Source organism: Planococcus sp. 1R117A (assembly GCF_051417975.1).
Taxonomy (GTDB): Bacteria; Bacillota; Bacilli; order Bacillales_A; family Planococcaceae; genus Planococcus; species Planococcus shenhongbingii.
Genome location: NZ_JBPRLO010000005.1, coordinates 215,292 through 230,716 on the forward strand (window position 1 = coordinate 215,292; position 15,425 = coordinate 230,716).

The following is a 15,425-nucleotide window of genomic DNA, read 5'->3' on the forward strand; positions in this document are numbered from 1 at the left end:
CTTAAGATCTTTGAGCGATATTTTTCAGCAAAGAAGCATCAAGAGCTAAAATATTAAATGCTCTTCAAGTTAGATTAATAAAGACAGCAGGTCAAACCAAATGGCGGCTCCTAAAGCGAAGGCGAAAATGGACATCTCACTGATCGTCAAGATGGATTGTTTCGGATCTTCTGAGTATTTCCATTGAAAAAAAGCTGTTACCGAATAATCCAGAATTAGGAGAATAAGCAATGCCAATAGGAATAGATTGAACGAAACCCCATCATAAATAATCAAATAAATAAAAGTGATGTTTACAATCAAAGAAACAACTCTCAATATCCGGTCGATTTTCCCGTGCAGACTGTTGACATGGTTATAAGAGAAAAATTCCTTTTTCACTTTTTTAATATCGAATGCTTTTCTGAGAAATATTTTTACTAACCAACTAAAGAAGAATAACAGCAAAACGGCTAAAAAGAACTTTTCCATAGCATAACACCCCCGAGACTAAACTAAAAACAGCTTCTTCAATACTGATACGTTCCAGAAGATGACTGGTTTCATTTAAATGAATTTGGTGATGAATAGAGAACGTGAGAGTTGGAAGGCGATCTTCAAAAAATTAGCTGTTGGAAAAAGTAAGGAGATGGTCTTGCAATGGGAATAGTCCACAGTAAGGCTTTTGCCAGTGATGCCAAAGAAGAAAAGCGGATAGGAAAATGCCCTGATGATCTGGCAGATCATCAGGGCATTTCTTGTTCCTTAATATCTTCTTCCATGCTTTGCCTGAAAATTCTCTTCTGATGACAATAGATAAGTAACTCCTTCAATAAAACCGATAATTGCAGGAATGGCTGTCCAACAGAAGGCAAGATACAAAAGACCGGTCTTGGGTTTGCCAAGATAAAATTTATGGGCTCCAAAATCACCTAAAAAGATTCCGAGCAGTCCAGCGGCCAGCTTGTTTTTCATCGTAATCATCCTTTCTGCGTGATACTTGTGTTTTCCCTTCTGCAGGGAAGTTAATCATCGATGACTTGAAAACTCAGTTCCTCGAAAATAAAGCAATTGAATGATTGAACTGAAAAATCCAATAAATTGAGTAGAACCATTTCTCGCTTCCAGCAATTCAGCTATAATGAATTTTAAAAGCTTAAAAGGATGGGACAATATGAAGCGATTTTCAAGTGTCAAAACAATTACTTCTTTTTCGAAGCAACACCAACCTGCATACTTTGCCGAGCTGAATGAAGTTGTGGAAATTGAAACCTTAGACTGCTATGCCGGGCAAGTGAAAACCGCCGAAACACTGCGTGCAGATATTGATAGGAGCCAGCTGAATCCTGCGACCGGACCGATTTATATCAATGGTATTCAAGCGGGGGATACGTTATGCGTGGAAGTGATGGCAATTGAAACAGGCGATTTCGGCATCATGATGGCTGCACCGGGACTTGGCCCTTTAGGAAAATCTATCACGGACTCGACGACAAAAATCCTGCCGATCAGTGACGGGAGTATTCAATTCAATAAAAATCTTCAGCTGCCAGTAAAAGCGATGATCGGAGTAGCCGGTGTGGCGCCGGAAGAAGATGCAATTTCGACCGCCGTTCCAGGGACACATGGCGGCAACCTCGATACGAAAGATATCAAGGCGGGCAATAAACTGTATCTTCCTGTTGTTGTGGACGGAGCACTCGCCGCGTTTGGCGATTTGCATGCGGCAATGGGTGACGGGGAACTGAGTGGAACCGGTGTTGAAACAAGCGGCGTTATTCGGCTGGGTTTCACGAAAGTTCCGATCCAGCTTGAAAATCCGATGGTTGAAGACAGGGAGTTCCTCTATTTTATCGCGTCAGCCGAATCATACGAAGACGCCATTCAGACAGCTTTGTTTCAAACTGCAACCCAATTGGCAAGCTGGCTTGAGCTGCCGTTTGATGACAGTTACCGCTTAATGAGCGCCGTATGCGATTTGAAATTCAGCCAGATTGTCAACAAGCTGGTTACGGTGAGAGTCGCAGTGCCCAAGTCGTTATTTGCAGATTCATTTCCTTGGGAGCGTTGAATTTTGAGGAAGGAGAGCCGACTTTTTCGGTACATTGTTAATCGGATAAGCTTCTTTTATTCCTCTTACAATAGAAAGTGAAAGGAGGTCAGCATATGGATATGCTAAAAGACATGAACGCAGCCTTGCACTATATTGAAGAACATCTGGATGGCGATATTGAATTTGATAAAGTTGCGGAGATTGCAGGGGTTTCGGAATACCATTTCCGAAAATTGTTTTCGTATTTGTCCGGCATGAGCCTCGGCACCTATATCCGCAACCGCCGGCTGTCCCAGGCAGCCAGTGACTTGCAGCAGGGCAGGGAACGGGTATTGGATGTGGCGGTCAAATACGGTTACGATTCAGCGGACGGTTTCAGCCGTGCGTTCCGTGAATGGTCGGGCATGAATCCGTCAGAAGTGAAAAACAGCGAATCGTTCAAAGTGTTTCCGAAGCTGACTTTCCAGCTTTCAATACGGGGAGGAATAGATATGGAATACCGCATCGTTGAAAAAGAAGCATTCAAATTGGTGGGAATCAAAAAACGGGTGCCCATCGTATTTCAAGGAGAGAATCCGGAAATCTTGAAAATGGTGAAGTCACTTACGTCAGAGCAGCGTGAGAAACTTCAAAAGCTGCGCAATACGGAAGTCAAAACAGTGGTCAACGCATCGTTCAATTTTGACGAGAAACGTTATGAAGAGGAAGGCCAGCTGGATCATCTCATTGGCTCCATTACGACAATGAACGCAGATTTTGAAGGTTTGGATGTCGTTGAAGTACCCCCAAGAACCTGGGCGATTTTTAGTTCGGAAGGGCCGTTCCCTGACACTTTGCAAGACACATGGGCAAAAATATTTTCAGAATGGCTGCCGTCATCACCTTATGAACTGATGGAAGGGCCGGAAATCTCGTTTAATGGTGATTTTTCAAATCCGGTGAATGTTTATAGTGAAATCTGGATTCCAGTGAAAGAGAACAAGAAATAAAGCAGAAAGCAGCTTGCAGCTGTAATCAGAACTATGAGCAGGGTACCAGAGAATGATATAGACAAAATGAAAAACCATCCCTGTAAACCAGATCGGTTACAGGAGATGGTTTTTGTCTATTAATATTTATAGGACTGGCCGCCATCGATGTTGACGACAGTTGCGTTGATAAAGCGGGAACTGTCAGAGAGAAGGAAAGCGACAAGGTTGCCGACTTCTTCCGGTTTGCCGAAACGTTTCATGGGGTTGACGCTGACGAATTCCTGGCCGGCAGCTTCCCAGTTGTCGCCTGCCATTTGCTTGAGGGAACCTTCCACCATCGGCGTCATGATTGCACCGGGTGCAATCGCATTGATGCTGATGCCGTACTGGCCATATTCGATGCCGGAGTTGCGGGTTAAGCCAACCACGCCGTGCTTGCTTGCTGCATAGCCGGACTGATTGCCGACTCCGCGGATTCCACCGACAGATGCTGTATTGACAATTGAACCATAGCCTTGCTTTTTCATAACTTTCAAAACGTACTTCATGCCGTAGAACACGCCGTTCAAGTTAACACTGATTACTTTTTGGAATTCATCAGAACCGTAATCTTCTGTCAGGTTCTGTTTTCCTTCGATGCCGGCATTGTTGAAAAAGCCATCAATTTTCCCGAAAGTGTCGACCGTGAATTGGACGTACTTTTGAACTTCTTCTTCATTTGTTACGTTTGCTTCAACAAGTTCAACCGCTGCATTTTGCGCCGCTTCAAGGATTTCTGTTTTGCTTTCCTCGAGCGCTTCTTTATTCATGTCAACCAGTACAAGTTTTGCGCCTTGTTTGGCAATCGCCAAAGCAGCTGCACGCCCAAGCCCTGAACCGCCTCCGGTAATCAATATAACTTTGTCTGTGAAATCAATCATCTAATAACCTCTCCTTTTCCATAAGGTAATAAACTGAATACACTGTAAGTTTAATTGGGTGTAATGAGACATTCAACTATTAGGCAGTCACGTAATGAACTAAATCGATATTTTCTTTGTTTAGGTCATGAAGTAAAAGTAAGTTACTGGAGAAACAGTTTAAATGGCAGAGTGGGAAGTAATAGCTTCAATGATTTCATCCCAGTCGCCGGCGGGGAGTTCATGCCCGGTTCCTTCAAGGCGCACCAGCTTGGCATGAGGAATTTCTTCCATCAAAGCGAGAGCATGCCCGTATGGCAAGATGGTATCTTCCGTCCCATGAATGATGAGCACAGGCATAGTCACTTGCTTGGAAGTACCTTGGAAAGACTCGTCAGATTCAAGCAAGGCATGATTGAACATACTCAGCAAATTATTGGCGCGCTCAATTTCCTGTCGGACTTGTGTCGTTGCACGTTCAGCATCAAAAGAATGTTTGGAACCGGACAAGAGGCGGGATCCTGTTACCAGATAATCGGCAACCACTGCTTTGTCGCTCCAATCGAGCTCAGCGCTCCTTGCATGATAGGCAAGGATCCGTTCGTCCATCGGAGGAAATTCACGGGATTCGTCGGTTTCAATGATGCCTGATGAAATCAATGTGATGCTTTGAATGCGTTCCGGATATTTGATTGCGGCAATCTGTGCCAGCATCCCCCCAAGCGACATGCCAATAAGATGTGCTTTTCCAAGGCCATAAGCATCCATGATCCGGAGAATATCGTCGGCCATATCCGATACCGTGTAATTCAGTTTTCCAGGCTCATAGCAAGTGGAACGGCCGACATCACGGTTATCGTAGCGGATTACAAAGCGACCTTGGTTTGCCAGTTTGCGGCAAAATTCCTCATCCCAATACACCATCGAAGACATCGCCCCCATGATCAAAAGAAGGGGCGGGTCAGTTGGATTGCCAAAGCTTTCCGAGAATAATTCTATGCCATCGCTGTGAATCATCTTTTCTGCCATCAGGTATTCCTCCATTCAGTAAATGAACTGTTAAAGAAAGTATAATTGTGTAATTCGTTGAATTCAATGAAGTAAAATAGAAGATAAGAAAAAGCGTTTCTCATGCCTTTAAGAAGGTTGAGAAACGCTTTTATTTGGTACATGGAAAGAAGAAACTCAATAAATTTCTGTGAGTTCCGTGTCTGAGTAAACGGAAACCTGGACTACCGCTTTTCCCTCGCCGATATTTTTGACGAAATGCGGAACGCAGGCATTCCAGCTGAATGAATCCCCTGCTTCGGCAATGATGGAATCTTCGCCTTGTTCAGCAAGGATTTTACCTTCCAGAACCAGATGGGATTCTACTCCTTCGTGTGCATTGCTTTCTCCAGTAGATGTGCCGGGAGGAAATTCAACAATCATCATCCGCAATCCGCCGATCGATGATAAATGCTCCACTTTCAAGTTATTGTATGTGGAGTAGCTCCGTTTATCTTTCCTGACCACTCGCATATGCTCTTGTTTTTCCAGCAGTAAATAAGGCAGCGGCACCTCCAGGTAATTGGAGATGGTTTGCAGCGTGCTGATGGACGGGGAACTATTATTATTTTCAATATTGCTGACAAAGCCTTTTGACAAACCTGTTTCTTCACACAGTTGGGCAATAGTTATTTTTTTCCGGTTACGTATGCTCCGGATTTTTGATCCGATATCCATTTTTTTCACCTCATTAGTTGCTTCATAAGAAACTTAGTTTTATTTTAGCAAACAAATGGTTGACATTCCAGTGAAACCTTGTTATCTTATAGAAAATAAAGATTCTTATTAGGAAACAAATTTGAGCTGAAGAGGCCATTTTTTCTGTATGGATGTTTCTTGATAAGAATATTTTATTCTTTTAATAGTTTTTCAATTCACACCCAGAAAAAATAATCACAGGGAGGATGAGCAGAATGAGCGCGCCTTTAGTTTACGAATTGCAAAAGCCACGTAACGCAGATCCTGGCAAAACTTATCCAGCACTTTTTGTCATGCATGGCATGGGCAGCAATGAAAAGGACATGCTGAATTTGGTTAACGGACTGGAAGAGCATTTTTATATTTTCAGTATTCGCGGACCGCTCGAACGGCCTCCAGGTTATGCCTTTTTCACGATTGAGCGATATGGGAAACCTCATCAGGAAGTGTTTGAGGCAGCGGTTGATAAAGTCAAAGATTTTATCGGCTGGGCTGAAGGCGAATATCCATTGGATGCAAGCCAGATTTACTTGCTTGGATTTAGCCAAGGGGCAATTCTTTCGATGGCAGCCGGGCTGGCATTAGGAAAGCGCATCAAGGGCATTGTCGCTTTGAGCGGCTATATCCCGGAATTCGTAAAAATCGAATTCCAGCAAAGTTCAATGGAAGGACTTTCGCTGTTCATCTCACACGGCGAACAAGATCAGGCCTTGCCCTTTGAATGGGGACAAGCAAGCCGGGATTATTTCCAAGGCTTGGGGGCGAATGTGACATTCAAGAACTATCCGGTACCGCATACAGTATCACTTCAGAATTACAAGGATTTTGAAAAATGGCTGCTGGATTCACTGGCATGACCAAAAAAAGAAAACAGATTTTTAGGAGGAAATAACAATGACAAATAAAGCAGAAGCAAGTACAGTATTGTTGCGTGTAGTATTGGGAATCAGTTTCTTTATCCACGGATTGGTGAAATTTCAGGGAGGCATCGGCAACACGGCAGGCTGGTTTGACAGTATCGGCATCCCGGGATCTTTAGCGTATGTAGTGGCTCTAATTGAAATGGTAGGCGGATTCGCGTTAATTATTGGATTAGGTACACGAATCGTATCGGCGTTATTGGCGATAGTAATGCTTGGTGCAATTTTCACTGCGAAATTGCCAGCTGGCTTTTTAGGCGACGGTGTGGGAGCAGGATATGAATTGGACATCGCTTTCATGGCAATCGCTATTTTCCTTGCAGTGAACGGCAGCAGAATGCTGGCAGTTGATGGCATCCTTTCAAAAGCACAGCAAAGCAAACACGAATCCAGCCATACAGCTTAATAAAGAAAAAGAAAAAGGCGTTTCCCGTTACCTCAAAGGTGATTGGAAATGCCTTTTTTGCTTTTAACTCGAAACCATGATGATGAATTCTCTATTAAGAGCTGCTTTATTATATAAAAGAAAATGAAATAACAAGGCCGTTTTTTATTTGGAGAGAAGGGTATAGAAAAGAATAAGGATACAATTCGAGTGAGGTCGGCATAAGCGAAAGAGCGCTACCTTGACAGGGTAGAGGTCTCTGGAATTTTTCAAAATATAGACTTACGATGGAGGGATCTGCTGTGAAATCAAACTCTTCAGAAGGAAACACTTCAAACAATAAATCCGCGATGGATAAAATTGCCGAGAAAGCAAAAGATGCTTTAGAGAAAGACGAGAGCAAGAAAGTCAATTTGGAAGGCCATTTTCAAAATGCACCTGACGAAGGAAGGGAAGATGTTCCGCAAAGTGATAAAATCATTAAAGACCGTAAGACTGGCGAAGAAACTTACATCGAGAATACCGGAGATAAATATTAAAAAGCGTATCAGATAACCTTTGAGGTTACCCGGTACGCTTTTCTTATGCTCTCCGCAGTAAAACCTTTTGCAGGAATTTCTGCGTACGTTCTTCAGTCGGATAGGTGAAGATGTCTTCCGGTTTTCCTTGCTCGACGATATGGCCATCGGCGATAAATACAACACGGTCGGACACTTCACGGGCAAAGTCCATTTCATGCGTAACGAGGACCATTGTCTGTCCTTCCGATGCCAGTTCTTTAATGACTGTCAGTACTTCTCCAACGAGTTCAGGATCAAGCGCAGAAGTCGGTTCATCGAACAACAGCAGATCAGGTTTTAAGGCAAGGATGCGTGCGATGGCTGCCCGCTGCTTTTGTCCACCAGACAATTGTTCGGGATACTGGTTTTTATGATCCAGTAAGCCAACTTTCTGCAGCAGTCCTTCCGCTTCAAAGACGACTTCCTGCTTGTTTCTTTTTTGTACGACGAGCGGTGCTTCAATGATGTTTTCAATCACCGTTTTATGCGGGAATAAGTGAAAATGCTGAAACACCATGCCGGAATATTGGCGGATGTCGATTTTCTGCTTTTTGGTCGGATTCTTTCCATTGAACGCCACGTGTACATTGTTGATTTGCAGCGATCCGGCAGAAGGGGTTTCCAGTAAATTAAGGCAGCGCAGCAAGGTGGTTTTTCCAGAGCCTGAAGGACCGATAATACTGACGACTTCCCCTTTTTCAATTTCAAACGAGATGGACTTCAATACTTCCACATCTTTAAATTTCTTACTTAGGTTTTCCACTTTAATCATATTCCGTACCTCCAATCAAGCTGCAACATAGCGGTTGGCTTTCTTCTCAAGATAATCCTGCAGCAGCGTGACCAGTGCACAAATTGCCCAGTAAATAAGCGCTACCAGAATATACAAAGTCAAACTTTCATAGGTTTGGCCAACCACCACTTTTGCCCGGTAAAACATTTCTGAAACCGTGATGACCATAGCAAGGGAAGTTCCTTTGATGATATCCATAAAAGTGCTCGATAAAGGCGGTAAGGCAATGCGTGTCGCTTGCGGCAAGATGATGCGGGTCATGGTTTGCCAATAGCTCATCCGAAGTGTTTCCGCAGCTTCCCATTGTCCTTTCGCTACAGAGGAAATGGCGGAACGGATAATTTCAGCTGTGTAGGCAGAAAAATGGATGCTGATGCCAATGATGGCTGCAGTTAATGGCGCCATCTCGATGCCCACCATTGGAAAGCCGAAGTACAGGATAAACAGCATGACCAACAGCGGTGTACCCCGCATAAAGGAAATAAACAGTCGGGCAGGCACTGAAATCAGTTTAAACCGGTTCATGCGGGCGAGGGCAACAAACAAACCCAGAACTAAGGCGAAAAACATACTGACTAGTGCGATTAAAATGGTTTGCCAGGCCCCCTCTAAAATGAAGGGGAGGGAGTCGAGCGCAATTTCTACATTGAATAGATATTCCCATTTAAAGTCGGTCATCGGAAGACTCCTTTACTCATTATGTATAGAGGAGGAATCCGGGGATTCCTCAAGGTTTTTATTCTTTCTCAAGAGGCTGTGTTACATCAGCACCCAGGAATTTGTTTGAAATTTCCTTGATTGTGCCATCAGCCAGCAATTCTTCAAGAGCACCATCAATTTTTTCTTTCAGCTCCGGGCTGTCTTTAGGCAATACGATTGCGCTGCTGCTGAAAGAGAATTTTACTTCTTCAGCAAGCTTTAAACCTGGTTTGTCGTATTGCTCAAGCGAACGCATCAATACGAGGTAGTCATTCAGCGTGGCATCAACGCGGCCATTGACGATTTCCGGAAGGACTGTATCAGAACCTGTATAGACAATTACTTCGGCTCCTTGTTCCTGTGCGAACTTCGAGTAATTGCTTGTCGCGGAACCGCCAACTTTTTTACCTTTTAAATCTTCTACAGATTCTATGCCTGAGTTATCGCTTTCACGCACAATGGCAGAACCATAAGAATGCTTGATCGGGATGGTGAAATCAAATTTTTCTTTGCGCTCATCTGTGACAGAGAAATCGTTTGCTGCTATATCGATCTGGCCGTTGCGGAGTGCCGGAAGCAAGCCATCAAATTCCATTTCTTTAAACTCGACTTCCAGCCCAAGTTTCTCGCCTAAAGCACGGGCTACTTCCACATCATAACCGGTCAATTCTTTCGTTGTTTCGTCATGGTATGTAATAGGATAATAAAGACCTTCGGTTCCAACGACGATTTTTCCGGATTCCTGGATGCGTTCCCAGGAATTTTGTTCTTTGCCTTCTGTTGAAGCGGTTGCTTCACTAGTGGATTTTTCGCTGCCGCATGCCGCCAATAACAAACCGATTACGGCTACGACAAACAATAATAAAAAGCTTTTTGAATTTTTCATTCTGTTACACCTTCCTTTTCTATAAGTTTACTTGGTTTAAAGTTAATAGAATTGCTCTCGCATGAAGGCAAACAAAAAGCCTCTTCCATAAGAAGAGGCTGACATGCGAAATCACATTGAATATCCAGCTCTTCTTATCTCTCAAGCTCATGCTTGTTGGATTTGGCACAGTGCTCAATTTTGAGCCCGCTGCCGAGGTTTCGCAGGGCCAATCCCTCCACCTCTCATGATAAGAACGAATTACTATTAAACTATGTAGAAAACTTTACCACCATTGCATTTAATCGTCAACATAATATTCTGACAGAATGATTTTCTCAACTTTAAATCCGCTTCTGGTTTAATAAATTCATTTTTCTCTTCACTATGCATCCATTAAACAGGACTCGGCAAACGTTTATCAAGAAGGTGAAAAACAAGAAAAATTCTTGGGAAAAAAAGTGATTTAAGAAAGGGGGAAGTTTGGAAATCCAGTTGTACCAACGGTTTTATGCAATGTGAATCTGTTGACAGCCGAACAGTTTTGAATATAATTTTAAGTAGAAAGACCAGAATTAAAAGAAAGGGGTAAGAAGAAAATGTGGGCGTTGAAAGTCATCGCATGGCAAGCCCGAGTTGTAGAAGGGTGGCCATAGGAAAACCGGTTGCTTCTAAAAAAGTGATTAGGATCTTGTGACTTTTGAAAAGCTGGCATTAACCAAAAATACTTTAAAAAGGAGAAGATCACAATGAGCACTTTGTTTCCAAGAAAACAAACTGACCTATTCCCAAGCCTCTTTGGAAGCGGATTGGAATCTGACTTCTTTAATAAGTTTTTTGGGGAAAATACCTACCCTCAAGTTGATATAAGAGAGAAGAAAGATGGCTATGAATTTATGGTCGATCTTCCTGGATTCTCAAAAGAAGAAGTCGAAGTGGAGTACAAAGACGGCTATTTGGAAATCCGCGGTGAAAGAAACCAAAGCTGGGAGTCTAATGATGAAGAAGGACGCTTCGTACGCAAAGAACGTTCTTACGGTTCATTCAAGCGCAGCTTCTATATTGGTGAAATTGATGAAAAACAAATTATAGGCTCATTTGAAAAAGGGGTATTGATGCTTCAAGTGCCTAAGTCCAATGAGCAGGCACGAAAAGACAAAGGTTACCGGATTCCAATCGAATAAGGCATCGCCTCATATTCCCATTATTTATCGGGAAGCGCAAAAAGCCGGAGTGCAGCTGTAAATCAGCTGCACTCCGGTTATTTTTGTTTATGCATGATAATCGGTTACCACAAAAGTTCCCGTAGTAGCAAAATTAGACATATCTTCGAAAATGCCTTCAACTTCAGATAATCCGATTTCGCGCGTCACCATTTTGCCAGGCTGCAATTTTCCAAGAGCGACTTGCTCTAAAAGAGAAGTGAAGCGGAAAGCAGGAATCCCAAGAGTGGTGATAAATGATTTCTCAGTAAGGACCATGTGATCGACCGGAATGGAGATGAATCCGGCCTCTTTCTTAGAGGTCACGCCGATTTGTAAATGACGTCCACCTTTTTTCAAGCTATTGATGGCCGGTACACAAGTTTCTGTGATTCCAAGGGCGTCTACGGAAACATCTGCGCCGCCTTTTGTGATTTCTTGCACAGCTTCAACAGGATCATTGTCTTTGCTGTTGATGACAAAGTCAGCACCCAATTTCTTAGCCAACGCCAGATTGGAGTCATTGATATCGACTCCGATAACGAACGCGCCCATAGAAGAAGCGATATGGATAGCGGATAACCCGATTCCGCCACAGCCATAGACCACGACTTTTTCTCCTGGCATCACATTCACACGATCTACAACGCCGTGATAGGCAGTCATAAAACGGCAGCCCAACGCAGCTGCATCAGAAAAACTCAAATTGTCTGGCAGAGAAATGGCATTGCGGTCGCCTTTTGGCACGGCTACGTATTCCCCGTAACCGCCTTGATAAGCTGTGCCTGGAACGATAAACGAGTCACATAGCTGTGTGTTTCCCGCTATACAATGTGGGCAGGTACCATCACTTCCTGAAAACGGAACAATTACACGGTCACCGCGTTTAAAGTTTTTAATATCGCTGCCCACTTCTTCAACAATTCCACAAAACTCGTGGCCGATAATAGGCTGGACAATCCCATGATCTCCGACCCAAACATGCCAGTCGCTCCGGCAAACACCATTGGCCATCGTTTTAATGATGAGACCATCTTTTTCGATCACAGGAACCGGGACTTCTTGGATTACTGCTTTTTGGACATCTTCGATTACTAATGCTTTCATCGTTTCTCTCCTTTTTATTAAAAAATTTAATTATAAGCAATTAGATACAGCACATAAGAACTAAAAATATCAGCGCTTACATAATTTAATGTTATAATATTCGTAGTATTTAGTATATTCCCCATTTAGTATGGACTACCTACCTCAAAAGGAAGTGGAATTCGATGCAGATGCCTACCATTTATGACCGGTTGGAAACAATAAAAAGGATAGCTTCTCATGAGAAGCTGATTATTGAAATACTAGAGGCTTTCTCTGAAGCCTTTCCTGTTTTGGATGTCTATCTTTGCCGCTATTCTCCTATTGGCTTTTTAGGCGAAGGTGTTATTTCGCTGGAACAAAATGAAATCAAGTACATCCATGATCTGCGGTATGATATCAGGACTTTGCCGACGATTGAGGCAGCCATCTTTGAGAAAAAAGCAAAGTTTTATAAAGGCAGGGAGCTGTTCGAGAAAACCAGCAGCAATTACGTCATTGATTCGAATGTAAATTCTTTTCTGGTTGTCCCGCTTTTCAGCGGCCGGGCGGTTATGGGGTTTATTTATAGTTTAAGTATTAAAGAGGATGCGGATTTTACTGTGGAGGTATTAGAAGATATTACCCGGTTTGGTGAAGAAGTCGGAACAATCCTCCAGTCTTCTCTATGTGAAGGAAAACAGCAAGTATTGAGCAATAGGGAACTGGAAGTGATGAAAGAGATTTCGTTTGGAGGTACTACCAAAGAAATTGCAGATAAAATGGAAATCAGTGAACAGACTGTGAAGCAATACGTAAAGCTGGCAATAAAAAAGATGGCTGCTACGAACCGTACCCATGTGATTGCAGAGTTATTCAGGAAAGGGATTTTGTCTTAAAGGAGCAAGGGAATTTTAATAGCAGGCAGCTTTCATAAAATCCGCTAATGAATCAATCAAAATAAATTAGGGAACTGATAAAAATTCTGCTGGCACCACATCGAAAGCAAAAGGTCAGCTAAGGGAGGAAGTAAATTGACAAGCATGAAAAATACAATTGGGTTAGCAGTGCAAATAGTAGGAATAGGAGTTATTGCCATAAACTTTTTTCGCGCCATTGCGAGCATTGAATTGATAGGAGGCAGCTTGGCACTTGATATTTTCATCCAAGGAGTCTTATATGGAGTATTATTGCTGGGATTCGGTGAAGTGATTAATCTGTTGCAAGGCATATTCAATCAACGGGAACATGGAGGTGGCCATATCCGGCAGAAATCCACTGAGCTTACAAATGACAATAAAAAAATGATTTCATCAGATGTAAAACAACAAATTAAAGAAATATACATGAAGAAAAAAGTGGAAATTGAAAGCATTGAAGAAACCCCTTATGAAGGATATGCAATTGTGCATTATCAGGGGAAACGGGACATCGTAGATTTGAATGGCTTTCATCCGAGAATCTTGGCGGATCATGAAGTGAAGAATCATAGCGGGTTAAAGGAGATTATGGAAAGAGAACAATAATAATAAAAAGAACTGCCTTTTATAAAACAAAAGGGCAGTTCTTTTGGTTATTTCCAGCAGCTATCACAGCATCTCTTTCAAATACCCGTAACCCTCAGCTTCCATCTCCGCTTCAGGGATAAACAAGATCGATGCACTATTGATGCAATAGCGCAGGCCTCCTTTGTCTTTTGGTCCGTCGTTAAAGACATGGCCAAGATGGCTGTCGCCGGAGCGGCTCCGGACTTCGATGCGTGTCATATTAAAGCTGGTGTCTTTATGCTCGGTTACGACGTCCGGTTCAATCGGCTGAGTGAAGCTCGGCCAGCCGCATTTGGAATCGTATTTCTCCCGCGATGAGAAAAGCGGTTCGCCGGTTGCGACATCCACGTAAATTCCTGGCTCGTAATTATCCCAGTATTCATTGGAGTAGGCGGTTTCGGTGTCATTTTCCTGAGTCACATTGTACTGGGCATCTGTCAGTTTGGTTTTCAGTTCCTTGTCGCTCGGTTTTGGATAAAGAGCCGGGTCAATTAATGCGGGTACCTCCTGGTCTTCGAGTGAATCAAATTCAACATGGCAATAGCCGTTCGGATTTTTCTCCAGGTAATCCTGATGATATTCTTCGGCAAGGTAATAATGTTCAAGCGGTTCGACTTCGGTTACAATCGGGTCATCATATTTCGGTGCTTCATTTGCCATTACTTTTTCGATGACAGCGCGGTCCTTTTCATCTTCATAATAGATTCCAGTTCGGTATTGCTCGCCCCGGTCGTTGCCTTGCTGATTCAACAACGTCGGGTCGATGATCATAAAATAGTGGGACAGCAGCTTTTCAAGATCTACACGTTCCGGGTCATAACGGACATGGACCGTTTCCGCATGCCCAGTGTTTTTCCGTGTCACTTCTTCATAAGTCGGGTTTTCGGTGTTGCCGTTGGCATAGCCGGAAGTGACGTCATAAACGCCGAACACACGCGCCATATAAGCTTCGACCCCCCAAAAACAACCGCCGGCAAGCCAGATATCCTTCAAATTATCGGTATCAAACGTTAACCCCTTATTCGGATTATCGGGAAAGCGGGATTCGGACCCAGCCGCAGTTGTTTCACTTGCCGTGTTGAAGTTTGGGACAGAACAGCCGGCTAACAGCAGCATCAATAGTAATATAAAGGCTTTTTTGAAGTTCATCTCTTAATGGCCGCCTTTCATTATTGGATGCTTTCAAAGCTCTCATAAATTTGTGCATTGCTGAAATGCCCCGGTGAACTTTTTACCAGGACACCATCAGAACCGATATAAACGGAAGTCGGATAGGCGAGTACGCCATATTCTTCAAAGACAGTGCCACCTTCATCCAATAAAACCGTAATGTTTGAAGCATTCTCGATACCACCAAACCACTTGGCGAAAGATTCACTGTCTTTTTCAGCATTAGAACTCGGCGATACGATGGTTAAAACTTCAAAGTCCGTGTCTTCATCTGCTAATGTATTCAATTCTTCCATGCCGGCAAGACAAATAGAACACCAAGAAGCCCAAAACTTCACATAAACTTTTTTACCGGCATACTTTGAAAGGTCATGCTGTTTGCCTTCTAAATCGACTAAATCAAAAACGGGCGCTTGTTTGCCGTCATTCATAGGTTGTGCAGTGGACGTGGCCTGGTTGCTGGAGCAGCTGGCTAAGACAAAAGCAAGAACAGCGACGAAGAAAATTTTAATCGGTACATTCATCTTGATCATCCTTTACTGGATATCTTTGTGGACGTTCCGGGAGCAAT

19 protein-coding genes and 1 riboswitch are annotated in these 15,425 nt (G+C 43.2%); of the genes, 8 read left to right on the top strand and 11 right to left on the bottom strand.

Annotated features, from left to right (window positions below):
- Positions 1-69: 69 nt before the first annotated feature.
- On the bottom strand, positions 70-471 hold the full coding sequence (locus ACSFXN_RS15670) for a DUF4181 domain-containing protein (RefSeq protein WP_437151010.1): 402 nt from the start codon (positions 469-471) through the stop codon (positions 70-72).
- 273 nt (positions 472-744) lie between these two features.
- Complete coding sequence (locus ACSFXN_RS15675; RefSeq protein WP_436837164.1) at positions 745-954, bottom strand: TM2 domain-containing protein; 210 nt, start codon at positions 952-954, stop codon at positions 745-747.
- Positions 955-1,153: 199 nt separating this feature from the next.
- On the opposite strand from ACSFXN_RS15675, the gene ACSFXN_RS15680 reads away from it, so the two are divergent.
- The gene (locus ACSFXN_RS15680; RefSeq protein ID WP_437151011.1) at positions 1,154-2,050 is read left to right on the top strand and encodes an acetamidase/formamidase family protein; all 897 of its coding nucleotides are present in this window, start codon (positions 1,154-1,156) and stop codon (positions 2,048-2,050) included.
- 95 nt (positions 2,051-2,145) lie between these two features.
- The gene (locus ACSFXN_RS15685) at positions 2,146-3,021 is read left to right on the top strand and encodes an AraC family transcriptional regulator (protein WP_437151012.1); all 876 of its coding nucleotides are present in this window, start codon (positions 2,146-2,148) and stop codon (positions 3,019-3,021) included.
- A 119-nt stretch (positions 3,022-3,140) separates the two neighbouring features.
- Here ACSFXN_RS15685 and ACSFXN_RS15690 read toward each other — a convergent pair whose 3' ends face one another.
- The 3 genes from ACSFXN_RS15690 to ACSFXN_RS15700 all read right to left on the bottom strand — a co-directional run bounded on the left by ACSFXN_RS15690 (position 3,141) and on the right by ACSFXN_RS15700 (position 5,627).
- Positions 3,141-3,923 (bottom strand): glucose 1-dehydrogenase, encoded by a 783-nt coding sequence (locus tag ACSFXN_RS15690; protein WP_437151014.1) that lies wholly within the window; start codon positions 3,921-3,923, stop codon positions 3,141-3,143.
- Positions 3,924-4,082: 159 nt separating this feature from the next.
- Complete coding sequence (locus tag ACSFXN_RS15695; protein WP_437151015.1) at positions 4,083-4,931, bottom strand: alpha/beta fold hydrolase; 849 nt, start codon at positions 4,929-4,931, stop codon at positions 4,083-4,085.
- A 156-nt stretch (positions 4,932-5,087) separates the two neighbouring features.
- Positions 5,088-5,627: a helix-turn-helix domain-containing protein gene (locus ACSFXN_RS15700; RefSeq protein WP_437151017.1), complete on the bottom strand. Its 540-nt coding sequence runs from the start codon at positions 5,625-5,627 to the stop codon at positions 5,088-5,090.
- A gap of 236 nt (positions 5,628-5,863) precedes the next feature.
- Between ACSFXN_RS15700 and ACSFXN_RS15705 the strand changes: the two genes are divergently transcribed.
- From ACSFXN_RS15705 to ACSFXN_RS15715, 3 genes are all read left to right on the top strand, one after another.
- Positions 5,864-6,505 carry an alpha/beta hydrolase gene (locus tag ACSFXN_RS15705; RefSeq protein ID WP_437151018.1) on the top strand — a complete coding sequence of 214 codons (642 nt, stop codon included), beginning with the start codon at positions 5,864-5,866 and terminating at the stop codon, positions 6,503-6,505.
- Between the two features lie 37 nt (positions 6,506-6,542).
- Complete coding sequence (locus tag ACSFXN_RS15710; protein WP_437151020.1) at positions 6,543-6,974, top strand: DoxX family protein; 432 nt, start codon at positions 6,543-6,545, stop codon at positions 6,972-6,974.
- Positions 6,975-7,255: 281 nt separating this feature from the next.
- Complete coding sequence (locus tag ACSFXN_RS15715) at positions 7,256-7,492, top strand: hypothetical protein (protein ID WP_437151022.1); 237 nt, start codon at positions 7,256-7,258, stop codon at positions 7,490-7,492.
- 43 nt (positions 7,493-7,535) lie between these two features.
- Here ACSFXN_RS15715 and ACSFXN_RS15720 read toward each other — a convergent pair whose 3' ends face one another.
- The 3 genes from ACSFXN_RS15720 to ACSFXN_RS15730 are packed head-to-tail and all read right to left on the bottom strand — an operon-like array spanning position 7,536 to position 9,891.
- Entirely contained in the window at positions 7,536-8,285 is a 750-nt protein-coding gene (locus ACSFXN_RS15720; protein WP_437151023.1) for an amino acid ABC transporter ATP-binding protein, read from the bottom strand.
- Between the two features lie 15 nt (positions 8,286-8,300).
- Complete coding sequence (locus ACSFXN_RS15725; RefSeq protein WP_437151024.1) at positions 8,301-8,984, bottom strand: amino acid ABC transporter permease; 684 nt, start codon at positions 8,982-8,984, stop codon at positions 8,301-8,303.
- A gap of 58 nt (positions 8,985-9,042) precedes the next feature.
- Positions 9,043-9,891 carry a transporter substrate-binding domain-containing protein gene (locus tag ACSFXN_RS15730; protein WP_437151026.1) on the bottom strand — a complete coding sequence of 283 codons (849 nt, stop codon included), beginning with the start codon at positions 9,889-9,891 and terminating at the stop codon, positions 9,043-9,045.
- Between the two features lie 131 nt (positions 9,892-10,022).
- Positions 10,023-10,127: riboswitch (SAM riboswitch) on the bottom strand.
- A 492-nt stretch (positions 10,128-10,619) separates the two neighbouring features.
- On the opposite strand from ACSFXN_RS15730, the gene ACSFXN_RS15735 reads away from it, so the two are divergent.
- On the top strand, positions 10,620-11,054 hold the full coding sequence (locus tag ACSFXN_RS15735; protein ID WP_437151027.1) for an Hsp20/alpha crystallin family protein: 435 nt from the start codon (positions 10,620-10,622) through the stop codon (positions 11,052-11,054).
- Positions 11,055-11,141: 87 nt separating this feature from the next.
- On the opposite strand, the gene ACSFXN_RS15740 is transcribed toward ACSFXN_RS15735, so the two are convergent.
- Positions 11,142-12,179 carry a zinc-binding dehydrogenase gene (locus tag ACSFXN_RS15740; RefSeq protein WP_437151028.1) on the bottom strand — a complete coding sequence of 346 codons (1,038 nt, stop codon included), beginning with the start codon at positions 12,177-12,179 and terminating at the stop codon, positions 11,142-11,144.
- A 164-nt stretch (positions 12,180-12,343) separates the two neighbouring features.
- On the opposite strand from ACSFXN_RS15740, the gene ACSFXN_RS15745 reads away from it, so the two are divergent.
- Together ACSFXN_RS15745 and ACSFXN_RS15750 are read left to right on the top strand one after the other, a co-directional pair.
- Positions 12,344-13,036, top strand: coding sequence for a LuxR C-terminal-related transcriptional regulator (locus ACSFXN_RS15745; protein ID WP_437151029.1), 693 nt, complete (start codon positions 12,344-12,346; stop codon positions 13,034-13,036).
- A gap of 135 nt (positions 13,037-13,171) precedes the next feature.
- Positions 13,172-13,663, top strand: coding sequence for a hypothetical protein (locus ACSFXN_RS15750; protein WP_437151030.1), 492 nt, complete (start codon positions 13,172-13,174; stop codon positions 13,661-13,663).
- A gap of 63 nt (positions 13,664-13,726) precedes the next feature.
- On the opposite strand, the gene msrB is transcribed toward ACSFXN_RS15750, so the two are convergent.
- A complete protein-coding gene (gene msrB, locus ACSFXN_RS15755; protein WP_437151032.1) occupies positions 13,727-14,833 on the bottom strand; it encodes a peptide-methionine (R)-S-oxide reductase MsrB in 1,107 nt (368 codons plus the stop codon).
- Between the two features lie 20 nt (positions 14,834-14,853).
- A complete protein-coding gene (locus ACSFXN_RS15760; RefSeq protein ID WP_437151033.1) occupies positions 14,854-15,378 on the bottom strand; it encodes a TlpA family protein disulfide reductase in 525 nt (174 codons plus the stop codon).
- Between the last annotated feature and the right edge of the window lie 47 nt (positions 15,379-15,425).